We start from the raw sequence: 12,449 nt of genomic DNA, 5'->3' as shown, positions 1-12,449 counted from the left end.
GCAGGTGGCGGGCTCTCGAATTATCTGTGCGTTTTAGAAGATTTTTGGCTGGCATCAGGTCGCTGGTGTAAAATCTTTTAAACTGCGGAGATTTTCATGCAAGTGAGAGTGCAAAGTGCCTCCGACATTGGTGCGCTGGTCCGTGCGGCGCGGAAATCTGGCGGCATACGCCAGGACGACGCCGCGGGCAGTATCGGCGTGAGCGAGACGTTCATGGTGCGCGTCGAGAACGGCGCGGAGGGCATCCAATGGGGCAAGTTGTTCCAGGTGCTTGAGGGGTTGGGGATTCACATGCAACTTGATCTCCCCAACGTGACGTCAGAAGCCGTGCAGGTTGAGCGCGTCAAGCTTGCGAACAGGCAGAGCCGTGCGAGTCGATTGAGGGCGGCCCGCGCAGATGAGGGCAGCCATGGCTGAGCGCAGCCTTCTCGCAAGCATCAACGGCCAGAAGGTGGGAAGACTCGATGGGAGTCAGGACATCTGGTCGTTTCAATATGACGAGGCCTGGCTCTCCAATGCGGAAGCCTTCCAACTGAGTCCCGCGCTACCATTGCAGACGCATCGTCAAATCGACGGCGGAACGAACCGGGCGATACAGTGGTTCTTCGACAACCTGTTGCCGGAGGAGGCTCAGCGCTCGCTGATGGCACGCGATGCGGGGATCAAGAATGAAGCTGATGCCTTCGCGCTATTGGCGTATTACGGTTCCGAGTCCGCAGGTTCGCTGACGCTTTTGGGGCAAGGAAAGGATCCAGCGGAACCCGAGCTTCGTGCGTTACCGGATGATGTGCTGGAAGGACGCATTCGTGCGTTGCCACGGGTTCCCCTCACTCACGATGCCCTGAAGAAGATGTCGCTGGCCGGCGCTCAGCACAAGCTTGCCATCGTCGTGCGCGACGCAGCGCTGCTTGAACCGGGCGGTAATGCACCCTCAACCCACATTCTCAAGCCGGACCATCAGGATGCTGACGACTACCCGCATTCTGTCATCAACGAATGGTTCGTGATGTCACTCGCCGCTCAGCTCGGGCTGGCGGTGCCCACGGTGAGCCGGCGGTATGTCCCTTCGCCTGTCTATCTCATTCGCCGGTTTGATCGACAGGAGAAAGAAGGGAACTGGGGGCGGCTGCATAGCATTGATGCCTGCCAGATGCTCAATCTCTCGCGTACGTTCAAGTATGATCAAGGGAGCATTGAGTCGCTGTCACGCCTGGCAAACATGTGCCGATCCCCAGCGCTCGAAAGGCCCCGGCTCTTTGACTGGCTCGTGTTCAACCTGTTAGTCGGAAATGCCGATGCCCACTTGAAGAACCTGAGTTTTCTCGTGTCGGCCAATGGTATCGCGCTAGCTCCGTTCTACGATTTGTTGAGTGAAACGGTCTATTCCACGCGCGCTTTCGACAAGCAACTCTGGCCCGATGTCAGGCTTGCTTGGCCGATTCAGGGGAGGGAGTTTTTTCGCGACATCGACCGCACCGTGATGATCGAAGCTGGCAGGGAACTCGGTTTGACGGCCCGGACGGCTGAGCGCCGGCTCGACGTCCAGCTTCGGTCAATCATGCCGGCAGCGGCGGCGCTCCATGCCCGCGCTGAAGACGAGAACGCTGAACTGTTGAAGCAGCGGCCGGATCTCGCGGCAACCTTCGGCGGCGAAATGCGGTGCCTGCGGGCAATCCAGCACAACATCATTGCCGACATGACTCGGCAACTTGCTTGATCCTCGCAATTCCGGAGGCCACTTCCCCCACCCGCTTGACGCAGAAGGAGATGCGAAACGTTGTCGCGTTCCTGCGCAGCCTATCGGGTCCCGTCATCCTCCGTGGAGCGTCCTGCCCGATAAGACCCGAGAGGGTTGCCTGGTCATTTCGACCGCGCTGCACTCGGGAAGACGGACGCAGGCCCGCCTACCCGGCATCGACTGCTATAAGGTCGACTACGCCGCCGGCGCGCTTCGAAAGAGGGCTCCATTCCACGCGCTCTGCTCAACGGGTATTCCTGCCGCGATTTGCACTAGCGTGCCGCTGTGCAAACTCGGCGCAGAGTTCAAGGAAGCCAGTCGCCGCGGGCGAGGGTGTTCGTCCCTTCAGCGTGAGCGCGGAAATGGTCCGCTGGATCTCGGGTTTGACCACGCGCCGAATGGTCACTTGACCGACCCGGACCAGCGGCAGCAGCGACAGCGGCAGGATTCCCACAGCCAGTCCGTTCGCCACGAAGCCGATAACCGTGCTGGCGTGCTCGACCTCAAACGCTGGCTTCAGCGGATGCCCCTGTTGCAGGTAGGTCGCCTCCATCAGGTGGCGCACGCTGCTGGTGCCCGTCAGCGACACCAGCCGATGCGGCTGCAGCTGCTGCCAGGTGACCGTGCGCGAGCGCGCGAGCGGGTGCTGGTCATGGCACAGGAGCACCAGGCTGTCCTGGAACAACTCGCGCTGGGTCAGGTCATGCTCGCTGCCAGTCGCGGGCGCCAGCGCAAGATCGACCACCCCTTGCCGCACCATCTCCAGCGCCACGTCGGACAGCACGTCGTGCACCTGCACGACCACGGCCGGGTGCACGGCTTCGAAGGCGACGATGACTTCCGGCAGGAACGCCGCCGCCAGCGACGGCGAGGCGGCAATGGCGAGCCGGCCGCGCTTGCCCTCGACGAAATCGCGGATGCCGGCGAACGCGCTGTCAAAATTCTCGAACAGGCCTTCCACGGCGCCGAGCAGTTCGGTGCCCACGGGGGTCAGGGCCACGTGGCGGGTGGTACGGTCGAAAAGCTGCGCGCTAACCTTTTCTTCGAGCTTGCGCACAGTCGCGCTCAGTGCCGGTTGCGACAAGTGCACCTGGCGGGCCGCCTCGCTGAAGCTCAGGGTATGCCCGACCGCCAGGAATGCTTCGAGCTGTCGCAGTGTCACGCGGGATGTCATCGATATATAGCTCCGTTGGATAAATCTATCACATAATGAAATTGGACGGATAAATGCGCGGGCCCTACTGTGGAGTCATTCCTCCCCTCAAAGGACACCGCGATGAACAACGCAGCACTCGCCCTCAGCACCATCGAAGTCATGCCGTCCGGGAAGGCGTTGGGCGCCGACATCATCGGCGTCGATCTCCGCGCCGGGCTTTCCCCTGAACAGATCGACGAGGTGCGCCAAGCCTGGGCCGACCACCTGGTGCTGCGTTTCCGTGGCAATGGCGAGCTGTCGTTGCAGCAACTGGCCGATTTCTCGCGCCTGTTCGGCGAACTGGATCGTGCGCCGGTAGCCAGCCAGAAAATGGGCAAGGACTTCGACTGGCAGCATCCCGAGATCACCGTGATTTCCAATGTCCTGGTGGATGGCAAGCCGGTGGGCGGCCTGGGCTCATACGAGGCCGTGTGGCATTCGGACATGACCTACAATCCGACCCCTCCAAAAGGGAGCGCCCTGTATGCGGTGGAGATCCCGCCCAGCGGAGGCGACACCCATTTCGCCAACATGTACATGGCCTACGATACGCTGCCGGCCGAGCTGAAGGCGCGTGCCGGCCAGCTCCAGTGCGTGCACGACGCCAGCCGCAACAGTGCCGGCGAACTGCGCCGGGGCTTTGCCGACACCACCGATCCGCGCCATACCATCGGCGCCGTGCATCCGGTGGTGCGGACCCATCCGGTCACTGGCAAGCGCTGCCTGTTCCTGGGCCGCCGCCGCAATGCCTGCCTGCCGGGCGTGCCGCTCGAGGAAAGCGAAGCCTTGCTCGATGCGCTATGGGCGCATGCGACCAGGCCGGAGTTCGTGTGGGTCCAGCAGTGGCAGCTGGGCGACGTCATCCTGTGGGACAACCGCTGCACCATGCACCGGCGCGACAGCTTCGACCCGAGCACGCGCCGCCTGATGTACCGTACTCAAATCACCGGCGAAGCCGTGGTATGAGGGGAGCAGCCATGAACGCTATCCCCGGCGCCCCGGAGCGTACCGCGCAGGGCCTCGACGACGCACCGGTTTCTTCGGCCACGATCGACGAGGTCATCGTGCGCCATCTCGAGTTTCCGTTGAAGACGCCTTACCGTCTGTCCTCCGGCGACCTGACGCTGTTCGACCCCATCGTCATCGAGATCCGCGACAGCGAAGGGCGCAGCGGCTGGGGCGAGGCGCTGATCATCCCGGGCTACACCCATGAATCGATGGAAGTCGCCTGGCAGGTCGCCAGCACGCTGGCCGAGCGGATAGTGGGGCTGGGCTTCACTTCCGCCGCAGCTCTTTCCATGGCCTGGCTGCTCCCCAACCCCGGCGTGGTCAGCGCCATCCTGGCAGCCCTCGACATGCTCGGCGGCGAGCCCATGCTGCGGCCCGCGCACGATGTCACCGTGCCGCTGCTGGCGCCGTGCCAGGCGCACGATGCCGCGCAGATCCGGGAAGAGGTCGACAGCCTGGTCGAACAAGGGTTTCGCACGCTGAAGGTCAAGGTGGGATATGCCTGGCAAGACGACCTCGATCGCCTGCAGATCATCCAGGACGCCGTGGGCGACCGCGCCACGCTTCGCCTTGATGCCAATCGCGGCTTCAGCCGCGCGCATGGCATCGCCTTTGCGCAACGGCTGCATCCCGGTGGCATCGAGTTGCTGGAGCAGCCATGTGGCGCGGAGGATTGGGATGACAACGCCGCGGTGGCTGCGGTATCGACGGTGCCGTTGATGCTCGACGAGTCGATCTACGGGCCTGAGCACATCGAGCGCGCGGCCACCATCGCCAACGTCGGCTTCGTCAAACTCAAGCTCAAGAAAGTGGGTAGCGCCGGGATGCTGCGCGATGCGCTGAACCGCATCCGCGAGCTTGGCATGACACCGGTGATGGGCGATGGCGTGTCGATCGAGATCGGCTGCTGGATGGAGGCCTGTGTCGCGGCGCGCACCATCGACAACGCCGGAGAAATGAACGGCTTCCTCAAGGTGCGCGAGCGTCTGTTCGCTAATCCGCTGGTGTTCCAGCACGGCGCCATCCGCATTCCCGCGGGCTACTGGCCGGAGGTGGATCGCCACGTGCTGGCCGTCCATACGCGGGACAGCAAGCCGTTTCGGGCTGCGCGCCGCTACCGTTAGTGCAACGCAACTGGCGTAGTGCCGCACAGACGGCACGCGCCAAGCGTCAGGAGACAACCATGATTCTGAGCCAATGCCGTCGCGCGGCAGCATGCGGCCTGAGCGCCCTGATACTCGCGGCGGGCGCAGCGCCGGCCATCGCCGGCACCTTCCCCGAGCGCCCCGTCAAGCTGGTGGTGGCCGGCCCGCCATCCGGCGGCACGGATTTCCTGGCGCGTCTGCTGGCCGAACGCCTGACGGCGCTCTGGAAGCAGCCGGTGGTGGTGGAGAACCGCGCCGGCGCCTCCGGTCTGATCGGCACCCGCTACGTCCAGTCCGCGGCGCCCGACGGCTACACGCTGATCCTCGGCCACGCAGCCACGCACGCCATCGTGCCGGCCATGCATCACCCCAGCCCCTACGATCCCGTCAAGGACTTCACGCCGATCAGCCTGGTGGCGACCGCGCCCGAAGTGTTGGTGGTGTCGGCCAGCTCGCCGATCCGGTCGCTGAAGGAACTGCTGGCCGCTGCCAAAGCCAGGCCGGGTTCCATCACCTATGGCTCGCCCGGCATCGGGCTGCCGCAGCACCTGCTGGGGCACCGCATGGCGCAGCTGGCCGGCGTGGACATGCGCCATGTGCCATATCGCGGCAGCAACCCTGCACTGACCGACCTGATCGGCGGCCAGATCAGCGCCATGGTGGTGACCAGCGGGGCCGTGGTGCCGTTCATCAAGGAAGGGCGGGTCCGGGCCCTGGCGGTGAATTCCCCGCAGCGCTCGCCGCTGCTGCCCGATGTCCCTACCTTTGGCGAACAGGGCATGCCCGAGCTGCAACAGATTGGATGGTTCGGGGTATTTGCTCCGGCGAAGCTCCCGGCAGAGCTTGTGGGCGTGCTCAATGCGGGCATTGTGCAAGTTCTTGCCGCGCCGGACGTGCGCACGAAGATCAAGGCACTATATGTAGATCCCGAAGGCGATACGCCGGAGCAGTTCGCCGCCTTCCACCGCGAAGAGGTGCGCAAATGGGCGCAGATTGTCCAGCAGTGCGGTGTACGGGCGGAATAGCGTCGGGCGCACAGCCCGGGTAACGGGATGGAGACAACCATGAAGCATGCAATATCGTGGGTGGCGGCATTGGTTACGTCGTTCGCCACTGTGCCGCTGCTGGCGCAACCGGTGCCGGCGCAGGCCGATGCCGGCTACCCGAGCAAGCCCATCCAGCTGGTGGTGGCTTATCCGCCGGGCGGCGGCACGGACATCCTGGCCCGCGTGGTCGGGGCCGAACTGCAGAAGGCACTGGGACAGCCGGTCGTGGTGGTCAATCGCGGCGGCGCGTCCGGCGCGATCGGCACCGAGTTTGCCGCGCGCGCCGCGCCCGACGGCTATACCCTGCTGCTGGCCACGGCCAACGTCACGATCTCGCCGGCGGTCGATGCCAGGACGCGCTTCAACCCGACTCGCGATTTCGTGCCGGTGACGCTGCTGTCGGATTCACCGTTCGTGCTGGTATCGAATGCCAGCTTTGCACCGAAGACGATCGCCGAGTTGCTGGCCTATTCGAAGGCGCATCCCGGGGCGGTCAACTACGCGTCGACGGGAGTGGGCTCGCCGCAGCAACTGGCGACTGAACTGCTCAAGAAGAAAGCGGGGCTCGACTGGACACACGTGCCGTACCAGGGTGGCGGGCCGGCCATGGCCGACCTGATGGCAGGCCAGGTGCAGGTCATGTTCAGCAACGTGCTGCCGGTGCTGCCCTACATCAGAAGCGGCAAGGTGAGGGCGCTTGCCGTGACTACGCAGGAGCCGCTACCGGCGCTGTCAAAGGTCCCGACCATGATCCAGGAAGGGCAGCAGGACTTCGTGGTCAGCTTCTGGTCCGGCGTGATGGCGCCAGCCGGCACGCCTGGCGCCATCGTTGCCAAGCTGAACGATGCCTTGCTCAAGATCATGCAGCTTCCCGCGGTGCGCGAGCGGCTCGCGCGCGAGGGCAGCATCGTGACACCGATGACCAGCGCGAAGTTCGCCGAGTTCATCGCGGAGGATGCCGCACGTTGGCGGCAAGTCGCCCAGGTCACCGGCGTGCGCGCGGAGCGCTGAGTCGCTTCGCTGTGTCGTTTATCCGGAGCGGCGGCGCGGGCGTACGTCCTGACAGCCGGGACAGCTAGGCCCTGATCACCGCGACGCTGAACGCGCCGTGGTCCAGCGCATCCGCAATGGCATCGCAGGCGTGCTGGAAAAAACCGTAATAGGTGCCGCGCCCGTTTACCACGATCCGGAACAGGATGAATGTCCGGCGGGGTTCGGGATCGGCTTCCGATCTATTCCGGGGTATGGAAGGGGTGCCCTTCGCAAGGTCATGACCGGCATTGAAAGTCGCAATCCAATGCATTGTGCCTCCTCGAACGGGAACCCCTGCTTACTCTGCCAAGACACCGTGATATCCGTACCGCGCGCACGTGTCTTGACGCCGTGAAGTCTGATGTATCGGTTGTAGCCTTCCCCCTTCACCCCCGTCGCTGCGTGAATCGCGATGAATCAGTCCCCTGAGAAAATCATACTCTCAGGCACGTACCGAACCATTATCCAGATGGATTAGTGCGCCGCAGCGCCGATCTCACGTCTTCTCGTATTGCAAGGGCAGCCGCCAGCCTGAAGAATGAGCTAATGGATGAGGGGAGCTGAAATCCTGGACTCTGCCGCGCATTCTTCTCCGAATTCGTCACCGATCTTGTAGCAAGGCGTTCCGTAATATCGAAACCTGTCTATCGGCGTCCAGGTAATTCAAGAACTCGTGCGTCTCCGAACTCAGGCGGGACCTTGAACACATTTGAGCGGGTCGCGTCCAGTCCGCGACATGGTCCATCGCGAACCTTGAACTGGTGCACCGTGGACTTTCGCTGGCTGGTACCGGTGAGTGGCGACGGCATGGATGTATTGCGGCTGGTACATAGCCCGCATCGCAGCATTCTCATCAGCCGACGGAGCACATCTCGGAGCGGCACTCATGGCGGTGAGATCACGCATACACTGAAGAACTACGTCGGGAGATTCTCCATGAACGCACTCGTCCAGGCCTTGGCAAGCAGCAGTGACAAGTTGCGGTCGGAACTCGAGACGATCTACAAGGATCTCCATCAGCATCCGGAACTTTCCATGCAAGAGGTCCGCACCGCCAAGGTCGCGGCGGACTATATCGAAGCACTCGGTTACCAGGTGGCGCGCGGGGTGGGCATGACCGGTGTCGTCGGCGTGTTGCGCAACGGGCCGGGCGCGACGGTGATGCTCCGCGCGGACATGGATGCGTTGCCCATGGCCGAAAATACCGGCTTGCCTTAYGCGAGTACAGTCAAGGCCACAGATGACGAGGGCGTGGTGGTCGACGTGGCCCACTCCTGCGGGCATGACATGCACGTGACGTGGCTGCTAGGCGCTTCCCGCATCCTTGCAGAGCACCGGGACGCCTGGAAGGGTACGGTCATGGTGGTATTTCAGCCGGGGGAAGAGGTGGCGGCCGGCGCCAGCAGCATGGTCAAGGACTGGCAGGAGGCAAGCTTGCCCAGGCCGGACATCATTTTGGGTCAGCATGTCATGGTGGGCGCGAGCGGCACGGTGAGTTACCGCCCCGGGATTATCCTGTCGGCGGGCGATAGCCTGAAGATCAGGCTATTCGGTCGCGGCTCCCACGGTTCTCAGCCTCAGACTGCCATCGACCCGGTCATCATGGCCGCCTCCACAACGCTGCGCCTGCAGACCATCGTCTCGCGTGAGATCTCGCCCATGGAAAATGCGGTGCTGACCATTGGGGCGCTGCAAGCGGGGACCAAGGAAAACATCATTCCAGACGAAGCCACGATAAAGCTCAATATGCGCACGTTCGATGAAGACGTGCGCGAGTACATGCTGGCGTCTATCAGGCGGATTTGCTGTGCCGAGTGCGATGCGTCGAATGCCGAGCGGGCCCCCGAGTTCACCACGCTCAGTTCGTATCCGCTTACCGAAAACGATGTTGCCGCCACGGGTAGCGTCGCTGACCTTTTCAAGGCTCAGTTTGGCGACAATGCCTACGAAGCATCACCGGCATCGGCCAGTGAAGACTTCAGCGTCTTTGGTCGCACCTGGAACGTGCCATACGTGTTCTGGTTTGTCGGCGGGACCGACCCGGACGTTTATGCGCAAGCCAAGGCGGCCAAGCAGATCAACAAGATACCGAGCAATCATTCCCCCAAGTTTGCACCGGTCATTCATCCTACGCTGGAGACGGGCATGCAGGCGTTGCTTACGGCGGCCTCTGCCTGGCTTTGCGCATCTCAAGGGGCATGATGGAACACGGTCTTTTTGTCTCGGTTGACCTGTTCGGCACCTTCGCATTCGCAGTCAGCGGCGCACTCGCAGCCGAGCAAAGGCGTCTCGACCTGTTTGGCATTGTAGCCATCAGCTATCTGACAGCTTGTGGCGGTGGCGTCGTTCGAGACCTGTGCCTTGGTTCTTTGCCACCGGCCGGCATCTCGGATTGGCGTTACCTTGCCACCTCGGGATTAGCCTCGATCRTGGCGATCTGGGCGCGTCCCATCATTGACCACCTTAAGCATCCAATCGTCTTCTTTGACTCGCTGGGCCTGGGTTTCTTCGCGGTCATTGGTGCACACAAGGCGCTGCAGTTTGGCCACAACATCGAAGTTGCCATCATTCTCGGCATGGTGACTGCTGTCGGCGGTGGATTAGCACGGGATGTGGTCCTCAATCGCGTGCCGATCATCCTGCATAAGGAGATCTATGCGCTCGCGGCCCTGATCGGCGCATCCATCCAGGTTCTGGGACAAGTCATGGAGTGGAGGGTGGCAGTCACCCCTTGGTTCGCTGCGTCGATATGCTTTGCGATCCGCCTTCTCGCATTGCGCTATTCTTGGAGTCTGCCTGTGGTCCGCCGAGGCAACGTAGCGCAATAGGTGCATGACGGTGCATCGTCCGCTGCGCGTCCGGTCGATGCACGCGCGCCCGCCCCGGTGAGTGTCCCGCCCTGGAGGCGTTCGCTTTACAAAACGCGTCAATGCTGGTGCGCAGACGAGGCTTTCAGATCTGGCACCGTGACGGCGACGACTTCGGCAGCCAGGATCTTGTGGGTCGGGTCGGCCAGTTCGAGGCGAAGCTTGTGCGGCCCCGGCGAGAGCCCGACGACGATGATCGGGTCCTCGCTCGTATGCGCCCACGTGCCATGAGCGTCGTCTACCGTCACGTGCAGATGCCCGACGCGGGGCGAGATGTCGACGGCGGGCTTGCCGAATACCGGCATGACACGGAAGTTCTCGGTCCGGAACTGGACGATGACCACGCCGCGTGCGAGCGGTTCGGCAAGTGGCGCGTACGGTATCAGCTTGGGTGCGGGTTCGTTGCTAAGCGGAAGAATGGCTGGTGGGCGAATGGCTTCCTGTGCCGTTTGCGCCGATGCACTGATGCAGCATGCTGTCGCGATGATGGCGGCCGAAAGGTATGTCCAGGTGGGGCGCATGACGTTGTCCTTTTTCGCAGATGGGTTGCCTTGGCGCGGGAGCCGGTCAGGGGCATTCCGCGCGACAGGGGCATTCCGCGCGAGATCAAGGCTGCCTGGCCTTGCCGCCCGGCCAACGTCGATCCATTCACCCCTTCCTCAAGGGACGCAAGCAACTACGCATGATGGCTGACAGGCAGGACCGGGACGAGGAGAATCTGGCAAGAGCACTGAACCTTCGCGTTCAGATTGTTAGATCAGACCCTCGCCAGCGAATTCCATATGGGCCAGCGGGCCAGATGGCCCGCATTACGGTAACCAAGAACGGTAACCAAGAAGTTCTTATGTGGACAGGAGGAAACCTCAGCGTGTCCAGCCGGCTCGACGGCCAAGCCTTCAAGGCGAGGAAGTCGGCCAGAAGCGGCGTGGCGCACGGCGGCAAGCCACGATCTCCAACCATGGGGGGTCAGGCTGGCCGGATCTGGGCAATCACCACCAGAATCACCGCCGCATTGCCGGGCTGCTGGAAGTGGGAGTAGGCGGCCCGCGCATGGCCGGCCTTTTCGCCGAGCACGTCGGCGAAAAAATCGGACGCGCCATCCAGCACCGCCGGCTGCTGCAGCCATCCCTCGGCGCTGGTCACGTGACCTTCGAGGCGGACGATATGGTCCAGCCGCTCGAAGCCGCCCAGATGCGCGTGGATCTGGGCCAGCACATTGAGCGCGGCAAGCTTCGCGGCGCGCTGGCCTTCCTCGAGGGTCAGGTCCTTGCCGACTTGGCCCTGCCAGACCACCTTGCCATCAGCCAGCGGCAACTGCCCGGAAATGAAGAGTAGGTCTCCTGCCTGGCTGACAGCCGTGTAGCTGCCCAGTGGCTGGGGCGGATTGGGCAGTGTCAGCCCATGTGCTGCGAGGCGTTCCTGAACGGACATGATGGCTCCTGATGGGGTTCGGTTGCTTATGGCATGACTTTAGGCGGTGGGCCTCACCTGATAAAGGCATCGGTCGGAACAGGATTTGCTACATGGGGGAACAAGTGGACARCGCGTAATCCGGCCAGAATGGCGCCATTCACGCTATTGGGAAATGAAAAGGATCCTGTGCGGACTCGTGTCGGATGCATCACGATACCAAGCCCGCGACGAGATGCGCGGAGATGCGCGTCACCCTGGTGGCCAACGGTTGTCTCGACGGAGCCGGCGGTCAGTTTTTGAAACGGTGTGGAAAGCGCCACCTCGCCCCTCCGTTTTGTATTCCTCTGTATCAGACCGCGGCCGGGATACACACGCTCAAGAATCTGCCTGCGTATCGCTACACCGCTGATACATCGATCTTCTTAAATGCTCCCTGTATGCCCTCCGGCTCGGCAATTGTCCGATTCGGTTATTTCAAATCACTGACAAGGAGTCAAAGATGAGCAAGATCGAAAAAGCTGTCTACACCGGCACGAGCGAGATCGAGAAAGTTCTCTACACCGGCAAGACCCATACCGCCGGTGGACGCGATGGCGCGGCCCGCAGCGATGACGGTCGTCTGGATATCAAGCTCACGCGCCCGGGCAGCGCAGGTAGCGGAACCAATCCCGAGCAACTGTTCGCAGCGGGCTGGTCTGCCTGCTTCATCGGTGCGCTCGGCAAGGCTGCCCAGGCCGGGGGAGTCACGCTACCGGCCGATGTGGCTGTTGACGCCGAGGTCGATCTTGGCATGACCGGGGAAGCCTACTTCCTGCAGGCTCGCCTGACTGTCAGCCTGCCTGGCTTCGACCGCGAGACCGCGCTTTCGCTGGCGCAGGATGCGCATCAGCGTTGCCCGTACTCGAAGGCCACACACGGCAATATCAATGTCGTGATCGACGTGGTCTGACGGCGCAAGGCCTGCCCGCGTGGCAGGCAGGCCTGCGATCCACCCGATGATCTGAT

13 protein-coding genes are annotated in these 12,449 nt (G+C 62.8%); 9 read left to right on the top strand and 4 right to left on the bottom strand.

The features are described from left to right. Window positions 1–96: 96 nt before the first annotated feature. Both AB4Z48_RS33840 and AB4Z48_RS33835 read left to right on the top strand, forming a co-directional pair. On the top strand, window positions 97–417 hold the full coding sequence (locus AB4Z48_RS33840) for a helix-turn-helix domain-containing protein (protein WP_441622148.1): 321 nt from the start codon (window positions 97–99) through the stop codon (window positions 415–417). Next, the gene (locus AB4Z48_RS33835; RefSeq protein ID WP_441622146.1) at window positions 410–1,717 is read left to right on the top strand and encodes a HipA domain-containing protein; all 1,308 of its coding nucleotides are present in this window, start codon (window positions 410–412) and stop codon (window positions 1,715–1,717) included. Before AB4Z48_RS33840 ends, AB4Z48_RS33835 begins: the two co-directional genes overlap by 8 nt. A gap of 265 nt (window positions 1,718–1,982) precedes the next feature. On the opposite strand, the gene AB4Z48_RS33830 is transcribed toward AB4Z48_RS33835, so the two are convergent. Beyond that, entirely contained in the window at window positions 1,983–2,900 is a 918-nt protein-coding gene (locus AB4Z48_RS33830) for a LysR family transcriptional regulator (RefSeq protein WP_441622144.1), read from the bottom strand. A gap of 114 nt (window positions 2,901–3,014) precedes the next feature. Here AB4Z48_RS33830 and AB4Z48_RS33825 point away from each other — a divergent pair, with 114 nt between their 5' ends. The 4 genes from AB4Z48_RS33825 to AB4Z48_RS33810 are packed head-to-tail and all read left to right on the top strand — an operon-like array spanning window position 3,015 to window position 7,143. Then, window positions 3,015–3,899 carry a TauD/TfdA dioxygenase family protein gene (locus AB4Z48_RS33825; protein ID WP_441622142.1) on the top strand — a complete coding sequence of 295 codons (885 nt, stop codon included), beginning with the start codon at window positions 3,015–3,017 and terminating at the stop codon, window positions 3,897–3,899. Window positions 3,900–3,910: 11 nt separating this feature from the next. After that, window positions 3,911–5,065 (top strand): mandelate racemase/muconate lactonizing enzyme family protein, encoded by a 1,155-nt coding sequence (locus AB4Z48_RS33820; protein ID WP_441622140.1) that lies wholly within the window; start codon window positions 3,911–3,913, stop codon window positions 5,063–5,065. A 59-nt stretch (window positions 5,066–5,124) separates the two neighbouring features. Beyond that, complete coding sequence (locus tag AB4Z48_RS33815) at window positions 5,125–6,111, top strand: Bug family tripartite tricarboxylate transporter substrate binding protein (protein ID WP_441622138.1); 987 nt, start codon at window positions 5,125–5,127, stop codon at window positions 6,109–6,111. A 39-nt stretch (window positions 6,112–6,150) separates the two neighbouring features. After that, window positions 6,151–7,143, top strand: a complete 993-nt coding sequence (locus tag AB4Z48_RS33810; protein WP_441622137.1) for a Bug family tripartite tricarboxylate transporter substrate binding protein — start codon at window positions 6,151–6,153, stop codon at window positions 7,141–7,143. Between the two features lie 64 nt (window positions 7,144–7,207). Here AB4Z48_RS33810 and AB4Z48_RS33805 read toward each other — a convergent pair whose 3' ends face one another. Further along, window positions 7,208–7,435: a hypothetical protein gene (locus AB4Z48_RS33805; RefSeq protein WP_441622136.1), complete on the bottom strand. Its 228-nt coding sequence runs from the start codon at window positions 7,433–7,435 to the stop codon at window positions 7,208–7,210. A 665-nt stretch (window positions 7,436–8,100) separates the two neighbouring features. On the opposite strand from AB4Z48_RS33805, the gene AB4Z48_RS33800 reads away from it, so the two are divergent. Both AB4Z48_RS33800 and AB4Z48_RS33795 read left to right on the top strand, forming a co-directional pair. Next, a complete protein-coding gene (locus AB4Z48_RS33800; RefSeq protein WP_441622135.1) occupies window positions 8,101–9,366 on the top strand; it encodes an amidohydrolase in 1,266 nt (421 codons plus the stop codon). Then, entirely contained in the window at window positions 9,363–9,992 is a 630-nt protein-coding gene (locus tag AB4Z48_RS33795) for a trimeric intracellular cation channel family protein (protein ID WP_441622133.1), read from the top strand. Before AB4Z48_RS33800 ends, AB4Z48_RS33795 begins: the two co-directional genes overlap by 4 nt. Window positions 9,993–10,090: 98 nt before the next feature. Here AB4Z48_RS33795 and AB4Z48_RS33790 read toward each other — a convergent pair whose 3' ends face one another. Both AB4Z48_RS33790 and AB4Z48_RS33785 read right to left on the bottom strand, forming a co-directional pair. Further along, on the bottom strand, window positions 10,091–10,552 hold the full coding sequence (locus AB4Z48_RS33790) for a DUF6130 family protein (RefSeq protein WP_441622131.1): 462 nt from the start codon (window positions 10,550–10,552) through the stop codon (window positions 10,091–10,093). 445 nt (window positions 10,553–10,997) lie between these two features. Next, a complete protein-coding gene (locus tag AB4Z48_RS33785) occupies window positions 10,998–11,462 on the bottom strand; it encodes a RidA family protein (RefSeq protein ID WP_441622129.1) in 465 nt (154 codons plus the stop codon). Window positions 11,463–11,943: 481 nt separating this feature from the next. On the opposite strand from AB4Z48_RS33785, the gene AB4Z48_RS33780 reads away from it, so the two are divergent. Next, window positions 11,944–12,393: an organic hydroperoxide resistance protein gene (locus AB4Z48_RS33780; protein WP_441622127.1), complete on the top strand. Its 450-nt coding sequence runs from the start codon at window positions 11,944–11,946 to the stop codon at window positions 12,391–12,393. Window positions 12,394–12,449 lie beyond the last annotated feature (56 nt).

Source organism: Cupriavidus sp. 2TAF22, assembly GCF_052115045.1.
Taxonomy (GTDB): Bacteria; Pseudomonadota; Gammaproteobacteria; order Burkholderiales; family Burkholderiaceae; genus Cupriavidus.
Note: the sequence above shows the minus strand (reverse complement) of the source record. Positions and strands in the feature narration are given on the sequence as shown.

Bases quoted from the DNA above. Each gene is read 5' to 3' on its own strand.
- AB4Z48_RS33785 (WP_441622129.1), bottom strand. From the start codon at position 11,462: ATGTCCGTTCAGGAACGCCTCGCAGCACATGGGCTGACACTGCCCAAT.
- AB4Z48_RS33835 (WP_441622146.1), top strand. From the start codon at position 410: ATGGCTGAGCGCAGCCTTCTCGCAAGCATCAACGGCCAGAAGGTGGGA.
- AB4Z48_RS33825 (WP_441622142.1), top strand. From the start codon at position 3,015: ATGAACAACGCAGCACTCGCCCTCAGCACCATCGAAGTCATGCCGTCC.
- AB4Z48_RS33780 (WP_441622127.1), top strand. From the start codon at position 11,944: ATGAGCAAGATCGAAAAAGCTGTCTACACCGGCACGAGCGAGATCGAG.
- AB4Z48_RS33790 (WP_441622131.1), bottom strand. From the start codon at position 10,552: ATGCGCCCCACCTGGACATACCTTTCGGCCGCCATCATCGCGACAGCA.
- AB4Z48_RS33820 (WP_441622140.1), top strand. From the start codon at position 3,911: ATGAACGCTATCCCCGGCGCCCCGGAGCGTACCGCGCAGGGCCTCGAC.
- AB4Z48_RS33810 (WP_441622137.1), top strand. From the start codon at position 6,151: ATGAAGCATGCAATATCGTGGGTGGCGGCATTGGTTACGTCGTTCGCC.
- AB4Z48_RS33815 (WP_441622138.1), top strand. From the start codon at position 5,125: ATGATTCTGAGCCAATGCCGTCGCGCGGCAGCATGCGGCCTGAGCGCC.
- AB4Z48_RS33805 (WP_441622136.1), bottom strand. From the start codon at position 7,435: ATGCATTGGATTGCGACTTTCAATGCCGGTCATGACCTTGCGAAGGGC.
- AB4Z48_RS33840 (WP_441622148.1), top strand. From the start codon at position 97: ATGCAAGTGAGAGTGCAAAGTGCCTCCGACATTGGTGCGCTGGTCCGT.